This is a genomic window from Kitasatospora sp. NPDC086801 (assembly GCF_044745805.1).
Lineage (GTDB): Bacteria > Actinomycetota > Actinomycetes > Streptomycetales > Streptomycetaceae > Kitasatospora.
The window spans coordinates 173,803-188,543 of record NZ_JBIVAX010000004.1 but is presented as its reverse complement, the minus strand read 5'-3'; the positions used below and the strand labels follow the sequence as shown (position 1 = coordinate 188,543).

General features: G+C 71.9%; 13 protein-coding genes. 5 read left to right on the top strand and 8 right to left on the bottom strand.

Annotation, left to right across the window (positions count from 1 at the left end; all coding sequences use genetic code 11):
* The first annotated feature begins 319 nt into the window (after positions 1 to 319).
* The 5 genes from tkt to pgl all read left to right on the top strand — a co-directional run bounded on the left by tkt (position 320) and on the right by pgl (position 7,152).
* A complete protein-coding gene (gene tkt, locus ACIPLC_RS07700) occupies positions 320 to 2,419 on the top strand; it encodes a transketolase (RefSeq protein ID WP_400472042.1) in 2,100 nt (699 codons plus the stop codon).
* 90 nt (positions 2,420 to 2,509) lie between these two features.
* The gene (gene tal, locus ACIPLC_RS07695; RefSeq protein WP_400472041.1) at positions 2,510 to 3,649 is read left to right on the top strand and encodes a transaldolase; all 1,140 of its coding nucleotides are present in this window, start codon (positions 2,510 to 2,512) and stop codon (positions 3,647 to 3,649) included.
* Between the two features lie 64 nt (positions 3,650 to 3,713).
* Positions 3,714 to 5,270 carry a glucose-6-phosphate dehydrogenase gene (gene zwf, locus ACIPLC_RS07690; RefSeq protein ID WP_400472178.1) on the top strand — a complete coding sequence of 519 codons (1,557 nt, stop codon included), beginning with the start codon at positions 3,714 to 3,716 and terminating at the stop codon, positions 5,268 to 5,270.
* Complete coding sequence (gene opcA / locus ACIPLC_RS07685; RefSeq protein WP_400472040.1) at positions 5,267 to 6,367, top strand: glucose-6-phosphate dehydrogenase assembly protein OpcA; 1,101 nt, start codon at positions 5,267 to 5,269, stop codon at positions 6,365 to 6,367. Before zwf ends, opcA begins: the two co-directional genes overlap by 4 nt.
* The gene (gene pgl / locus ACIPLC_RS07680; RefSeq protein ID WP_400472039.1) at positions 6,364 to 7,152 is read left to right on the top strand and encodes a 6-phosphogluconolactonase; all 789 of its coding nucleotides are present in this window, start codon (positions 6,364 to 6,366) and stop codon (positions 7,150 to 7,152) included. Before opcA ends, pgl begins: the two co-directional genes overlap by 4 nt.
* Positions 7,153 to 7,426: 274 nt before the next feature.
* On the opposite strand, the gene ACIPLC_RS07675 is transcribed toward pgl, so the two are convergent.
* The 8 genes from ACIPLC_RS07675 to rapZ form a co-directional block, all read right to left on the bottom strand.
* On the bottom strand, positions 7,427 to 7,714 hold the full coding sequence (locus tag ACIPLC_RS07675; protein ID WP_057240347.1) for an RNA polymerase-binding protein RbpA: 288 nt from the start codon (positions 7,712 to 7,714) through the stop codon (positions 7,427 to 7,429).
* Positions 7,715 to 7,919: 205 nt separating this feature from the next.
* The gene (gene secG, locus ACIPLC_RS07670; protein ID WP_063349509.1) at positions 7,920 to 8,156 is read right to left on the bottom strand and encodes a preprotein translocase subunit SecG; all 237 of its coding nucleotides are present in this window, start codon (positions 8,154 to 8,156) and stop codon (positions 7,920 to 7,922) included.
* A gap of 87 nt (positions 8,157 to 8,243) precedes the next feature.
* Positions 8,244 to 9,029, bottom strand: a complete 786-nt coding sequence (gene tpiA / locus ACIPLC_RS07665; protein WP_400472038.1) for a triose-phosphate isomerase — start codon at positions 9,027 to 9,029, stop codon at positions 8,244 to 8,246.
* 5 nt (positions 9,030 to 9,034) lie between these two features.
* Positions 9,035 to 10,246 carry a phosphoglycerate kinase gene (locus ACIPLC_RS07660; RefSeq protein WP_400472037.1) on the bottom strand — a complete coding sequence of 404 codons (1,212 nt, stop codon included), beginning with the start codon at positions 10,244 to 10,246 and terminating at the stop codon, positions 9,035 to 9,037.
* A 150-nt stretch (positions 10,247 to 10,396) separates the two neighbouring features.
* The gene (gene gap / locus ACIPLC_RS07655) at positions 10,397 to 11,404 is read right to left on the bottom strand and encodes a type I glyceraldehyde-3-phosphate dehydrogenase (RefSeq protein WP_400472036.1); all 1,008 of its coding nucleotides are present in this window, start codon (positions 11,402 to 11,404) and stop codon (positions 10,397 to 10,399) included.
* Positions 11,405 to 11,703: 299 nt separating this feature from the next.
* A complete protein-coding gene (gene whiA, locus ACIPLC_RS07650) occupies positions 11,704 to 12,684 on the bottom strand; it encodes a DNA-binding protein WhiA (protein WP_063349505.1) in 981 nt (326 codons plus the stop codon).
* Positions 12,675 to 13,772 (bottom strand): uridine diphosphate-N-acetylglucosamine-binding protein YvcK, encoded by a 1,098-nt coding sequence (gene yvcK / locus ACIPLC_RS07645; RefSeq protein WP_400472177.1) that lies wholly within the window; start codon positions 13,770 to 13,772, stop codon positions 12,675 to 12,677. Before yvcK ends, whiA begins: the two co-directional genes overlap by 10 nt.
* Positions 13,773 to 13,835: 63 nt before the next feature.
* Positions 13,836 to 14,720 carry an RNase adapter RapZ gene (rapZ, locus tag ACIPLC_RS07640; protein WP_350885802.1) on the bottom strand — a complete coding sequence of 295 codons (885 nt, stop codon included), beginning with the start codon at positions 14,718 to 14,720 and terminating at the stop codon, positions 13,836 to 13,838.
* Between the last annotated feature and the right edge of the window lie 21 nt (positions 14,721 to 14,741).

Genomic DNA, 14,741 nt, shown 5'->3' with positions numbered 1-14,741 from the left:
GGTGAACCGACCGGGTGAAGCGGCGAAACCGCTCCGACGCGCCGCGCTCCCCCGTCCTGACCACTGGAGCGGCAGGGTGCCGTAAAACAGGAGAGCCTGGGACAAAACCAGGCAGACCGCCCTAGTGGGAATCACCCTACGGAATTCCTGGTTGTCCCAGCACGGAGGGTGAGCCCCGGCCCGGACGGTAGGCTCGCCCGGAGAAGCGGGATCTACCCTCCGTGACCGGCACCACCCAGCGTCGAGACCACAGCGCCGTGGCCGACCCGGTCCCCATTCACGGGGTCACTCTTCACAACGGAAGGAGCCCTGAGACAGGGTGAGCACGACGCCGACGAACGCATTCGAGTGGTCCGAACTGGATGAGCGCACGGTTGACACAGCGCGGGTCCTGGCCATGGACGCCGTCCAGAAGGTCGGCAACGGACACCCCGGGACGGCCATGACGCTGGCCCCGGCGGCGTACCTGATCTTCCAGCGGTTCCTGCGCCACGACCCGACCGACCCCTCCTGGGTCGGCCGCGACCGGTTCGTCCTGTCCCCCGGGCACACCAGCCTGACCCTCTACACCCAGCTGTACCTGTCGGGCTACGGCCTGGAGCTGGACGACCTCAAGGCCTTCCGCGTCGCGGGCAGCCGCACCCCGGGCCACCCGGAGCACGGCCACACCGCAGGCGTGGAGACCACCACCGGCCCGCTCGGCCAGGGCATCGCCAACGCGGTGGGCATGGCGATGGCCGCCCGTTACGAGCGCGGCCTGTTCGACCCGGACGCGCCCGCCGGCGAGTCCCCCTTCGACCACACCATCTGGGCCATCGTCTCCGACGGCGACCTGGAGGAGGGCATCTCCGCCGAGGCCTCCTCGCTGGCCGGCCACCAGAAGCTGGGCAACCTGGTCGCCCTGTACGACGACAACCACATCTCGATCGAGGGCGACACCGAGACCGCCTTCTCCGAGGACGTCCTCAAGCGCTACGAGGCGTACGGCTGGCACGTCCAGCGGGTCACCCCGAAGGCCAACGGCGACATCGACGTGGCCGCCCTGGCCGACGCGCTGGCCGCGGCCAAGGCCGAGACCGCCCGTCCGTCGATCATCGCGATGCGCACGATCATCGCCTGGCCGGCCCCGGACGCCCAGAACACCGCCAAGGCGCACGGCTCCGCGCTCGGCGCCGCCGAGATCGCCGCCACCAAGAAGGTCCTGGGCTTCGACCCGGAGAAGACCTTCGAGGTCTCCGACAAGGTGATCGAGCACGCCCGCGAGGTGATCAAGCGCGGCAAGGCCGCCCACGCCGAGTGGGAGCAGTCCCTGGAGGCCTGGCGCGCCGCCAACCCGCACCGCGCCGCCGAGTTCGACCGCATCCAGGCCGGCGAGCTGCCCGAGGGCTGGAAGAAGTCCGTCCCGGTCTTCCCGGCCGGCAAGGACGTCGCCACCCGCAAGGCCTCCGGCGAGACGCTCAAGGCGCTCGGCGCGGTCATCCCGGAGCTGTGGGGCGGCTCGGCCGACCTCGCCGAGTCCAACCTCACCACCATCGACGAGGACAGCTCGTTCCTCCCCGAGGGCAACCCGCTGAAGAGCGCCAGCCCGTACGGCCGGACGATCCACTTCGGCATCCGCGAGCACGCCATGGGCTCGGCCATGAACGGCATCGCGCTGCACGGGAAGACCCGCGTGTACGGCGGCACCTTCCTGGTCTTCGCCGACTACATGCGCCCGGCCGTCCGCCTGGCCGCGCTGATGAAGCTGCCGGTCACCTACGTCTGGACGCACGACTCGATCGGCCTCGGCGAGGACGGCCCGACCCACCAGCCGGTCGAGCACATGGCCTCGCTGCGCGCCATCCCGGGCCTGTCCATGGTCCGCCCGGCCGACGCCAACGAGACCGCCGTCGCCTGGCGCACCGTCATCGAGCGCCAGACCACCAACCCCGGCCCGGTCGGCCTGGCGCTCACCCGCCAGAACGTGCCGACCTTCGACCGCGAGGTCTTCGGCTCCGCCGAGGGCACCGCGAAGGGCGGCTACATCCTGGCCGAGGCCTCCACCGGCGACCCGCAGGCGATCCTGCTGGGCACCGGTTCCGAGGTCCAGCTGGCCGTCAAGGCCCGCGAGGTGCTGGAGGCCGAGGGCATCGCCACCCGGGTGGTCTCGGTGCCGTCCTTCGAGTGGTTCCAGGAGCAGGACCAGGCCTACCGCGACAGCGTGCTGCCGCCGTCGGTCAAGGCCCGGGTGTCGGTCGAGGCCGGCATCGGCCAGGGCTGGCGCGAGCTGGTCGGCGACCACGGCCGGATCGTCTCGCTGGAGCACTTCGGCGCCTCCGCCGACTACAAGGTCCTCTTCGAGGAGTTCGGCCTGACCGCCGAGCGCGTGGTGGCCGAGGCCCACAACGCCCTCCGTTCCCTTGAGGCCGTCAACCGCTGACGCCCCCTTGGGCCGTGCGCCCGCCCGCACGCGGGCGCACGGCCCCCCCTGACTACCCCACGAAGCAGCAGAAAAAAGGACTGAAGCACCATGACTGACGCACTGAAGCGCCTCAGCGACGAAGGCGTGGCGATCTGGCTGGACGACCTCAGCCGCAAGCGGCTGAACACCGGCAACCTCGCCGAGCTGGTGCAGAACAAGCACGTGGTGGGTGTGACCACCAACCCGACCATCTTCCAGAAGGCCATCGGCGGCGGCGACGACTCCTACGACGGCCAGCTGCGTGACCTCGCCGTCCGCAAGGTCACCACCGACGAGGCCGTCCGCATGATCACCACCTCGGACGTGCGCGACGCGGCCGACGTGCTGCGCCCGGTCTACGACGCCTCCAACGGCCGCGACGGCCGGGTCTCCATCGAGGTCGACCCGCGCCTGGCGCACGAGACCGCGGCCACCGTGGCCGAGGCCAAGCAGCTGTGGTGGCTGGTCGACCGCCCGAACGTCTTCATCAAGATCCCCGCCACCAAGGCCGGCCTGCCCGCGATCGGCGAGGTGATCGGCCGGGGCATCAGCGTCAACGTCACGCTGATCTTCTCGCTGGAGCGCTACAAGGCCGTCATCGACGCCTACCTGACCGGTCTGGAGGCCGCCAAGGCCAAGGGCCTGGACCTCTCCCAGATCGAGTCGGTCGCCTCCTTCTTCGTCTCCCGCGTGGACACCGAGATCGACAAGCGCCTGGACAAGGTCGGCGGCGACGCCCGGAACCTGCGCTCCAAGGCCGCCCTGGCCAACGCCCGCCTCGCCTACCAGGCGTACGAGGAGGTCTTCGGCTCGGTCGACGGCAAGTCCGCCGGCAGCGCCCGCTGGCGCTCCCTGGAGGCCGCCGGCGCCAAGCCGCAGCGCCCGCTGTGGGCCTCCACCGGCGTCAAGGACCCGGCCCTGCCGGACACCCTGTACGTCACCGAGCTGGTCGCCCCCGGCACGGTCAACACCATGCCCGAGGCCACCCTGGACGCCACCGCCGACCACGGTGTGGTCACCGGCGGCACCATCGTCCCCAACTACGCCGACGCCAAGGCCGTGATGGACGCCATCGCCGCCGCCGGCGTGGACTACGACGACGTGGTCCAGGTGCTGGAGGACGAGGGCGTCGAGAAGTTCGAGCAGTCCTGGAACGAACTGCTCGACACCGTCACCGCCTCGCTCGCCTCCTTCGCCGGCGAGAAGTGACCGTTCGCTCACACAGCCAGCGCACGAAAGCGGAGCCCATCAAGTGAGCACTGATTTCCCCGAGTTGACCTCGGAGTCGGACGCGGACGATCTCCCGCCGGCCCCCGTCAACCCGCTTCGTGACCCGGCCGACCGACGGCTCCCGCGCATCGCGGGGCCGTCCGGTCTGGTCATCTTCGGAGTCACCGGCGACCTGTCCCGCAAGAAGCTCATGCCGGCCATCTACGACCTGGCCAACCGCGGTCTGCTGCCGCCGGGCTTCTCTCTCGTCGGCTTCGCCCGGCGCGAGTGGGACGACGAGGACTTCGCCAAGGAGGTCCACGACGCGGTCAAGGACCACGCCCGCACCCCGTTCCGGGAGGAGGTCTGGCAGCAGCTCGCCAAGGGCATGCGCTTCGTGCACGGCACCTTCGACGACGACGACGCCTTCGACAAGCTCCGCGAGACCATCGAGGAACTGGACAAGGCGCAGGGCACCGGCGGCAACTTCGCCTTCTACCTGTCCGTCCCGCCGAAGTTCTTCCCGACCGTCGTCCAGCAGCTGAAGAAGCACGGCCTGGCCGACCCCCCGCAGGGCTCGTGGCGCCGCGCGGTCATCGAGAAGCCCTTCGGCCACGACCTGGAGAGCGCCCAGGAGCTGAACCGGATCGTCCACGAGGTCTTCCCCCGGGACGAGGTCTTCCGGATCGACCACTACCTGGGCAAGGAGACGGTCCAGAACATCCTGGCGCTGCGCTTCGCCAACCAGATGTTCGAGCCGATCTGGAACCGGTCGTACGTCGACCACGTGCAGATCACCATGGCCGAGGACATCGGCATCGGCGGCCGGGCCGGCTACTACGACGGCATCGGCTCCGCCCGCGACGTCATCCAGAACCACCTGCTCCAGCTGATGGCGCTCACCGCCATCGAGGAGCCGGCGTCCTTCCACCCGAAGGCTCTGGTGGCCGAGAAGCTCAAGGTGCTCAGCGCCGTCAAGCTCCCGGCCGACCTCGGCCGGCACACCGTGCGCGGCCAGTACGCGGCCGGCTGGCAGGGCGGCGAGGAGGTGGTCGGCTACCTGGACGAGGACGGCATCGACCCTGACTCCAAGACCGACACCTACGCGGCCATCAAGCTGGAGATCAACAACCGCCGCTGGGCGGGCGTCCCGTTCTACCTGCGCACCGGCAAGCGGCTGGGCCGCCGGGTCACCGAGATCGCGGTGGTCTTCCAGCGCGCCCCGTACCTGCCGTTCGACTCCTACGCGACCGAGGAGCTGGGGCAGAACGCCCTGGTCATCCGGGTCCAGCCGGACGAGGGCGTGACGGTGCGGTTCGGCTCCAAGGTGCCGGGCACCTCCTTCGAGGTCCGGGACGTCACGATGGACTTCGCCTACGGCGAGTCCTTCACCGAGTCCAGCCCGGAGGCGTACGAGCGGCTCATCCTCGATGTGCTGCTCGGCGACGCCAACCTGTTCCCGCGCCACCAGGAGGTCGAGCTCTCCTGGCAGATCCTCGACCCGATCGAGAAGTACTGGGACACCCACGGCAAGCCCGCCCAGTACTCCGCGGGGACCTGGGGCCCGGCCGAGGCGGACGAGATGCTCGCACGAGACGGCAGGAGCTGGCGCCGGCCATGAAGATCGACCTCACCAACACGACGTCCAGCAAGATCAACGCCTCGCTGATGGAGGCGCGTCGGGCCAGCGGCTCCACCGCGGCCGGCATGGTGCTCACCCTGGTGATCGTGACCGACGAGGGCAGCGCGTACGACGCCCTCAAGGCCGCCAACGACGCCTCCCGCGAGCACCCCTCGCGCACCCTCGCAGTGATCAAGCGCGCCGGGCGCTCGCCCCGGGCCCGCGCCGAGACCCGCCTGGACGCCGAGATCCTGGTCGGCACCGACGCCGGTTCAGGAGAAACGGTCATCCTGCGCATGCACGGCGAACTCGCCGCGCACGCCCAGTCGGTGGTCCTGCCGCTGCTGCTGCCGGACGCCCCGGTCGTCGTCTGGTGGCCCGACAACGCGCCGCTGCACCCGGCGCAGGACCCGCTGGGCGCGCTCGCCCAGCGCCGGATCACCGACGCCGTCACCGCCGAGTCCCCGGTCGGCCAGCTCGCCCAGCGGGCCCAGAGCTACACCCCGGGCGACACCGACCTGGCCTGGACCCGGATCACCGGCTGGCGCTCGATGCTGGCCGCCGCGCTGGACCAGCGACCGGCCGCGATCACCTCCGCGGTGGTCGAGGGCGAGTCCTACAACCCCAGCGTCGAACTGCTCGGCCTCTGGCTGCACAACCGGCTGAGCGTGCCGGTCGAGCGGGTCGTCACCGGCGGTCCCGGCATCACCGCGGTGCACCTGCGCACCAAGGACGGCGACATCACCCTGGACCGCCCGGACGGCCTGATGGGGACGCTCTCCATGGTCGGCTCCCCGGACCGCCAGGTGGCGCTCAAGCGGCGCGAGACCTCGGAGCTGATCGCCGAGGAACTGCGCCGGCTCGACCCGGACGACATCTACGCGACGGCCGTGCGCACGCCCGTCGACCAGCTGCGCGAGCCGGACACCGCCGAGACGGCGGCGGCCGAGCGGGTCGCCCGCGCGGCGGTCGCCGAGGCCGCGGTGGCCAACCCCGCCCGGGTGACCGCCAAGGACGCGACCGAGGCCACGCCCGAGGACGCCGAGAAGGCTCCCGCCAAGAAGCCCGCCAAGCGCGCCGCCAAGGGGAGCGCATGACCAACGCGACCCCGCAGCTGGTCGTCCACCGGGACAAGGAGCTGATGGCCCAGGCGGCCGCGGCCCGGCTGATCACCCGGATCGTGGACGCCCAGGCCGCCCGCGGCACCGCCTCGGTGGTGCTCACCGGCGGGCGCAACGGCAACGCCCTGCTGGCCGCGATCGCCGCCTCCCCGGCGCGCGACGCGGTCGACTGGGCGCGGCTGGACCTCTGGTGGGGCGACGAGCGCTTCGTCCCCGCCGGGGACCCGGAGCGCAATGCCGTCCAGGCCCGCGCCGAACTGCTGGACGCCGTCCCGCTCGACCCGGCACGGGTGCACGAGATGCCCGCCTCGGACGGTGCGGACGGCTCGAACGTGGAAGCCGCCGCCGCCCGCTACGCGGAGGAGCTGGCGAAGGCGGCCGGCCCGGGCGACCGGCTCGGCGTCCCGGCCTTCGACGTGCTGCTGCTCGGCGTCGGCCCGGACACCCACGTCGCCTCGCTCTTCCCCGAGCACCCGGGCGTGCGGGAGACCGAGCTGACCGTGATCGGCGTGCGCGGGGCCCCCAAGCCCCCGCCGACCCGGATCTCGCTCACCCTCCCGGCGATCCGGGCGGCCCGCGAGGTCTGGCTGCTGGCGGCCGGCGCGGACAAGGCGGGCGCGGTCGCGATGGCCCTGACCGGCCCCGGCGAGCTGCAGGCGCCCGCCTCCGGCGCGTACGGCCGCAGCCGCACCCTGTGGCTGCTCGACCGGGCCGCGGCGGAGCAGATCCCGCCCCAGCTGTACCCGCCGGCCTCGGCGTAACGGGCCCGGCAACGCGGAAGGGGGGGCCCCCCCCGGCGCCGGGGGGCCCGCCGGGGGGGGGGGGCGGCCGCGCCCCCCCCCGAGGGCCGGGGCGCCGCGGGGGTAGCCCCCCCCGCGGCCGGCGGGGGCCGCCCCCGCCCCGTGGGGCTGCGCGCGGGGCCCGGGGGGTCCCTCACCCCCCCCCCCGTGCCCCCGCCGGCGGGGGCGCCCGGGCCCCGGCCCGGGGGGGGGGGGCCCCCCGGGGGGGGCGGGGGCCGCCCTTCTGTCGTCCGGGTCAGATCTCGCCGCGCAGCTTGGCCAGTGCCTCGGCGAGGATCGCCTCGCCGTCGGCGTCGGTGCGCCGCTCGCGGACGTAGGCGAGGTGGGTCTTGTACGGCTCGTTGCGCGAGGGCGCCGGCGGGTTGTGCTCGTCCTGCCCGGCCGGGAAACCGCACCGCGGGCAGTCCCAGGTGTCCGGAATGACGGCCTCGGCGGCGAAGCTCGGCTTGGTCTCGTGCTTGTTGGCACACCAGAAGGAGATCCGGTTGCGCGGGGCGGACTCACCGCGCTCCGCCTCACCCATCGGGCCCGCTCCGACCCTGCTGCCACGGATGGCGTTGCCACTTGCCACGGTCTGACTCCCTGCGTGCTGGTGCGCCGACCCGCCGCGGTGCGCGTCGGTGGCGAAAGTCGTCCTAGTGTAAGCAGGAGTTAAGCGTCCGCCGCCATCGCCTCCGCCCCCGACCGTCCCAGGATAGGCGCTCGGGCGACGGGGCGTCAGGGTTACGTCAGCTCTTGTACTTCAGCACCAGGCCCAGCACGATGATGCAGGCGAACCAGGCGAGACCGACCACGATCGTGATGCGGTCCAGGTTGCGCTCGGCCACCGCCGAGCCGCCGCCGGTGGACATCGCGCCGCCACCGAACATGTCCGACAGGCCGCCGCCCTTCCCCTTGTGCAGCAGCACCAGAAGGATCATCAGCAGACTGAAGATGATCAGGGCAATCGAGAACCCGAGAACCACGACGGGACCAACTCTCTCGTATCTTCGGCGACGGGGCCGGGCCGCTGACGGCGGTCCGGCCCCAAAGCCTACGTTGCTGCGGCGGCGTTAGCCTACTGCCTGCTCACGGTAGCGCACGATCTTGACGAACTCGTCGGCGTCCAGCGAGGCACCACCGATCAGGCCGCCGTCGATGTCGGGCTTGGCCATCAGGCCGGCCGCGCTCGACGACTTGACCGAACCGCCGTACAGCACGCGGACCTTCTCGGCCAGCTCGGCGTCGTACAGCTCGGCGATCCGCTTGCGGATGGCGGCGCAGACCTCCTGCGCGTCCTCCGGGGTGGCCACCTCGCCGGTGCCGATCGCCCAGACCGGCTCGTAGGCGACCACGATGGACTCGGCCTGGTGGGCCGGGATGTCCGCCAGGGCGCCGTCCAGCTGGGCGAGGGTGTGCTCGACGTGGGTGCCCGCCTTGCGGACGTCCAGCGGCTCGCCGATGCACAGGATCGGGGTGATCCCGGCCCGGTAGGCGGCCTTGACCTTGGCGTTGACGATCTCCTCGTCCTCGCCGTGGTACTGGCGGCGCTCCGAGTGGCCGATCACCGCGAAGGTGCACTTCAGCTTGGCCAGCATCGGGCCGGAGACCTCACCGGTGTAGGCACCGGAGTCGTGCTGCGAGATGTCCTGCGAGCCGTACTTGATCTTCAGCTTGTCGCCGTCGACCAGGGTCTGCACCGAGCGCAGATCGGTGAACGGCACCAGGACGGCGACCTCGACGGCCTCGTAGTCCTTGTCGGCCAGCGCGAAGGCCAGCTTCTGGGTGTGCTGGATGGCCTCAAGGTGGTTGAGGTTCATCTTCCAGTTGCCCGCCATCAGCGGGAGACGCTCAGTCATTGCTTTCAGCCTTCCAGGGCGGCGAGACCGGGGAGGGTCTTGCCCTCCAGGTACTCGAGGCTGGCGCCACCGCCGGTCGAGATGTGTCCGAATGCGTTCTCGTCGAAGCCCAGGATGCGGACGGCCGCGGCGGAGTCGCCGCCGCCGACCACGGTGAACGCGTCGCTGTCCAGCAGGCCCTGCGCGACGGCCTTGGTGCCGTTCGCGTAGTCCGGGTGCTCGAAGACGCCCATCGGGCCGTTCCAGAACACCGTCCCGGCGTCGGCCAGCTTCGCCGCGAAGAGCTCGCGGGTCTTCGGGCCGATGTCCAGGCCCTCCTGGTCGGCCGGGATCTCGTCCGCGGCGACGACCTCGAAGCTCGCCGGGGCCTTGGTCTTGAGGTCGGGGAAGTCCGCCGAGACCAGGACGTCCACCGGCAGGACGAACTCGACGCCCGTCTCCTCGGCGCGCTTCAGGTAGTCCAGGACGACCGGGATCTGGTCCTCCTGCAGCAGCGAGATGCCGACCTCGTGGCCCTTGGCCTTGAGGAAGGTGTACGCCATGCCGCCGCCGATCAGGATCCGGTCGGCCTTCTTCAGCAGGTTGTCGATCACGCCGAGCTTGTCGGAGACCTTGGCACCGCCGAGGACGACCACGTACGGGCGCGTGACCTCCTCGGTGAGCTTCTTGAGCACACCGACCTCGGTGGCGATCAGGTCGCCAGCCGCGTGCGGCAGCAGGCCGGGCAGGTCGTAGACCGAGGCGTGCTTGCGGTGCACGGCGCCGAAGCCGTCGCCGACGTACAGGTCCGCGAGGGCGGCCAGCCGCTCGGCGAAGGCCTTGCGCTCGGCGTCGTCCTTGCTGGTCTCGCCGGCGTTGAAGCGCAGATTCTCCAGCAGCGCGACCTCGCCGTCGCCCAGCGCGGCCACGGTGGCCCGGGCGCTCTCGCCCACGGTGTCGGTGGCGAAGGCGACGTCCTTGCCGAGGATCTCGCCGAGGCGCTCGGCCGCCGGGGCGAGCGAGAACTGCGGCTCCGGCGCACCCTTGGGGCGGCCCAGGTGCGAGGCGACGACGACCTTCGCGCCGGCCGCGGCGAGCTTGGCGATGGTCGGGGCGACGGCGCGGATCCGGCCGTCGTCGGTGATCGTGCTGCCGTCCAGCGGGACGTTCAGGTCCGCGCGGACGAACACGCGCTTGCCTTCGACTCCGGCTTCGAGGAGCTCTTCGATGGTCTTCACGGGGATTGGCTCTCCTGGGGAGATGGTTGATGCGCAGAGGCGGCACGGCGCAGGGGCCGCCTGGGAAGTCCTTGTGCGCAGAGCGAGGGCCCGGTCGGCACAGTGCGCCAGCCGGGCCCTCGCCCCTACATCACGTCAGCTCCCGCTGCGTCAGAGCTGGCCGCCGACGAGGGAGGCCAGGTTGACGAGGCGGTTCGAGTAGCCCCACTCGTTGTCGTACCAGCCGAGCACCTTGACCTGGTTGCCCTGGACCATGGTGAGCTGGGAGTCGAAGATGCAGGAGGCCGGGTCGTTGACGATGTCCGAGGAGACGATCGGGTCCTCGGTGTAGGTCAGGATGCCCTTGAGCGGGCCCTCCTGCGAGGCCTTCTGGAAGGCCGCGTTGACCTCGTCCTTGGTGACCTCGCGCTCCAGGGTCACGACCAGGTCGGTGATGGAGCCGGTCGGGACCGGGACGCGCAGCGAGGTGCCGTCCAGCTTGCCCTTCAGCTCCGGCAGGACCAGGGCGGTCGCCTTGGCGGCACCGGTCGAGGTCGGGATGATGTTCTGCGACGCGGCACGGGCGCGGCGCAGGTCCTTGTGCGGGAAGTCCAGGGTCACCTGGTCGTTGGTGAACGCGTGGACGGTCGTCATCAGACCCTTGACGATGCCGAAGTTCTCGTGCAGCACCTTGGCCATCGGCGCCACGCAGTTGGTGGTGCACGAGGCGTTGGAGATGATCGAGTGGTTGGCGGCGTCGTACTTGTCGTCGTTGACGCCCAGGACGATGGTGACGTCCTCGTCACTCGCGGGCGCCGAGATGATGACCTTCTTGGCGCCGGCGGCGAGGTGCTTCTTCGCGGCCTCGGCCTTGGTGAAGATGCCGGTGGACTCGACGACGATGTCGGCGCCCAGGGCGGCCCACGGCAGGTTGGCGGGGTCACGCTCGGCGGTGACCTTGAAGGTCTTGCCGTCGACGGTGATGCTGTCCTCGGTGTGCGAGACCTCGCCCGGGAAGGTGCCCAGGGTGGTGTCGTACTTGAGCAGGTGAGCCAGGGTCTTCGTGTCAGTCAGGTCGTTGACACCGACGATCTCGATGTCCGCGCCCTGCGCCTTGACCGCGCGGAAGAAGTTGCGGCCGATGCGGCCGAATCCGTTGATGCCTACCCGGATCGTCACGAACCGATCTCCTCGTTAGGTACGCCGGAGCTAAGCCGACGGGGGTGAGATTTGGGAAGTCCCCGACCGCCTATGACCCTACCCCTCCCAGGCCTGGGACGGCACATCGCGCCACGTGCGACGACCTGGCGTGGCGCGAAATCAGGCCGACCGTCCTTGGCCGTCAGGGCAGTTGGTCCCGACCCAGTGGTCTCTACCAATTTGCGCGAACCGGCGCGCCGGGCACCGCGTCCGGAGACGACCGCGGCCGGTGCCCGGAATCCGGACACCGGCCGCGAATCGGTCACGCAGCGTGGCGGTCAGTTCATCGCCATCTCGTCGGTGAGGTTGGCCTCGGTGCTCGGCAGGCCGAGTTCGGAGGCGCGCTTGTCGGCCATCGCCAGCAGGCGGCGGATCCGGCCGGCCACCGCGTCCTTGGTCAGCGGCGGGTCGGCGAGCGCGCCCAGTTCCTCCAGCGAGGCCTGCTTGTGCTGCATCCGCAGCTGGCCGGCCGCGGCCAGGTGCTCGGGCACCTCCTCGCCGAGGATCTCCAGCGCCCGCGCCACCCGGGCGCCGGCCGCCACCGCGGCACGGGCCGAACGGCGCAGGTTGGCGTCGTCGAAGTTGGCCAGCCGGTTGGCGGTGGCCCGGACCTCGCGCCGCATCCGGCGCTCCTCCCAGGCGAGCACCGACTCGTGCGCGCCGAGCCGGGTCAGCAGCGCGCCGATCGCGTCGCCGTCGCGGATCACCACCCGGTCCACGCCGCGCACCTCGCGGGCCTTGGCCGGGATGCCGAGCCTGCGGGCCGCGCCGACCAGGGCGAGGGCGGCCTCGGAGCCGGGGCAGGTGATCTCCAGCGAGGAGGAGCGGCCCGGCTCGGTGAGCGAGCCGTGCGCCAGGAAGGCCCCCCGCCAGGCCGCCTCGGCGTCGCAGGTGGCCCCGGAGACGACCGCCGGGGGCAGGCCCCGGATCGGCCGACCGCGGCCGTCCACGAGGCCGGTCTGGCGCGCGAGCAGCTCGCCGTCCTTGACCACCCGGACGACGAAGCGGCTGCCGCGCCGCAGCCCGCCGGGGGCCATCACCACGAGGTCGGAGGAGTGTCCGAAGATCTCCAGCAGGTCCTTGCGCAGCCGTCGCGCCGCCGCGCCGGTGTCCAGCTCCGCCTCGATCACGATGCGGCCGCTCACGATGTGCAGTCCGCCCGCGAACCGCAGGATCGCCGACACCTCCGCCTTGCGGCAGCAGGCCCGGGTGACCGGGAGCCGGCTGATCTCGTCCTTCACCGCTGGAGTCATCGCCATGGCCCGATCCTTCCATGTGTCCGGAAAATCCGGTCGTACGCGGCCGCCAACAGCTCCGGGTCGTGTCGCGGGGTGCCGTCGGTGCGGGCCACCCGGCCCAGTACCAGGGCGGCGCCCATCCGCTCGGCGGCCTTCTCCAGGCCGGCCAGGTCCGCCTGGCCGAAGGCGCCGCCGGTGACGGCGCGCTCGTCCACCAGGATCGCATCCACCGCGAGGCCCGGGGCGTGGTCGGCGATGACCTCCAGGTGGCGCTGCGGGGTGAAGCCCTCGGTCTCGCCGGGCTGGGGGGCCAGGTTCAGGGTGAGCAGGCGGCGGGCGCGGGTCTCGGTGAGCGCCTTGGCCAGCTCCGGCACCAGCAGGTGCGGCAGCACGCTGGTGAACCAGGAGCCGGGCCCGAGCACCACCCAGTCCGCCTCCCGGACGGCGGTGACCGCCTCCGGGACGGCCGGCGGCCCGTCCGGCAGCAGCCGGATCGACTGCACGGTGCCGGGCGTGACCGCGACGTTGGCCTGGCCGCGGACGGCCGACAGCTCGCCGGGGCGCTCCGGGTCGTGGCCGCGCACCGTCGCCTCGATGTCCAGCGGCACCGCCGACATCGGCAGCACCCGGCCCTGGACGTTCAGCAGCCGGCCGACCCAGTCCAGGGCGGCCACCGGGTCCCCGAGCTTCTCCCAGAGCGCGACGATCAGCAGGTTGCCGACGGCGTGGCCGCCCAGCTCGCCGGTGCCGGTGAAGCGCTGCTGGATCACCTCGGACCAGGTGCGCCCCCAGTCGTCGTCCCCGCACAGCGCGGCCAGCGCCTTGCGCAGGTCGCCGGGGGGCAGCACGCCCAGCTCGGTGCGGAGCCGGCCGCTGGAGCCGCCGTCGTCGGCGACGGTGACCACGGCGGTCAGGTCGCTGGTGAGCCGGCGCAGCGCGGAGAGCGAGGCGGACAGCCCCTGGCCGCCGCCGAGCGCGGTGATCCGGGGGGCCGGGTTGGCCCGGGCGGGGCTGCTGCGCGGCCGGCTCGGGGCCGACGGCCGGGCCGGGCCACCCGCCCGGTCGGCACTCCTGTTCTGCGGCTGCCGCCCGGGCACGTATCCCGCCACACTCACCTCGCGTTCCTCGCCGCGGCCGCCGGCCCCGCCGGCGGCCCGGCTAGGAGGCGGCGGTCACTCCCGTCCCATGTCACGGTGGACGAGCACCGTCTCCACTCCGTCGGCGATGAGACGCTTGGTCAGGCGCTCGGACATCGCGACGCTGCGGTGCTTGCCACCGGTGCAGCCTACGGCAAGCGTCATGTAGCGCTTCCCCTCGCGGCGGTACCCCTCGGTGATGATGCGCAGGAGCTCGGCGTAGCCGTCCAGGAACTCGTTGGCGCCGGGCTGCTGGAACACGTAGTCGGCGACGTCCGCGTCGGTGCCGGTGCGGGCTCGCAGTTCGGGCACCCAGTGCGGGTTGGGCAGGAAGCGGCAGTCCACCACCAGGTCGGCGTCGACCGGCAGGCCGTACTTGAAGCCGAAGGACATCACGGTGGCGCGCAGCTCGGGCTCGTCGTGGTCGGCGAACTGGGCGTCCAGCTTGGCGCGCAGCTGGTGCACGTTGAGGTTGGAGGTGTCGATCACCAGGTCGGCCTCGCCGCGCAGGTCCCGCAGCAGGTCGCGCTCCTGGGCGATGCCGTCCACGATCCGGCCGTCGGCCTGCAACGGGTGCGGGCGGCGCACGCTCTCGAAGCGGCGGACCAGCGCATCGTCGGAGGAGTCCAGGAAGACCACGCTGAGCCGGACGCCGCGCTTCTCCAACTCGTCGAGCGAGGTGAGCAGGTCGTCGAAGAACTGGCGGCCCCGGACGTCCACGACCACGCCGATCCGGGCGACGTTGCCCTGGGAGCGGGCGCCCAGGTCGACCATGGTCGGGATCAGGGCCGGTGGCAGGTTGTCCACCACGAACCAGCCCAGGTCCTCCAGGCACTTCGCGGCGGTGGAGCGGCCGGCTCCGGACATGCCGGAGATGATCACCAGCTCCGGCGCGTTCTCGGCCACGTCTGACACGGTCACTTCGGTTCCCCGCTCTCGGTC

Bases quoted from the DNA above. Each gene is read 5' to 3' on its own strand.
- opcA (WP_400472040.1), top strand. From the start codon at position 5,267: ATGAAGATCGACCTCACCAACACGACGTCCAGCAAGATCAACGCCTCG.
- pgl (WP_400472039.1), top strand. From the start codon at position 6,364: ATGACCAACGCGACCCCGCAGCTGGTCGTCCACCGGGACAAGGAGCTG.
- whiA (WP_063349505.1), bottom strand. From the start codon at position 12,684: ATGGCGATGACTCCAGCGGTGAAGGACGAGATCAGCCGGCTCCCGGTC.
- tal (WP_400472041.1), top strand. From the start codon at position 2,510: ATGACTGACGCACTGAAGCGCCTCAGCGACGAAGGCGTGGCGATCTGG.
- tpiA (WP_400472038.1), bottom strand. From the start codon at position 9,029: ATGACTGAGCGTCTCCCGCTGATGGCGGGCAACTGGAAGATGAACCTC.
- ACIPLC_RS07675 (WP_057240347.1), bottom strand. From the start codon at position 7,714: ATGGGTGAGGCGGAGCGCGGTGAGTCCGCCCCGCGCAACCGGATCTCC.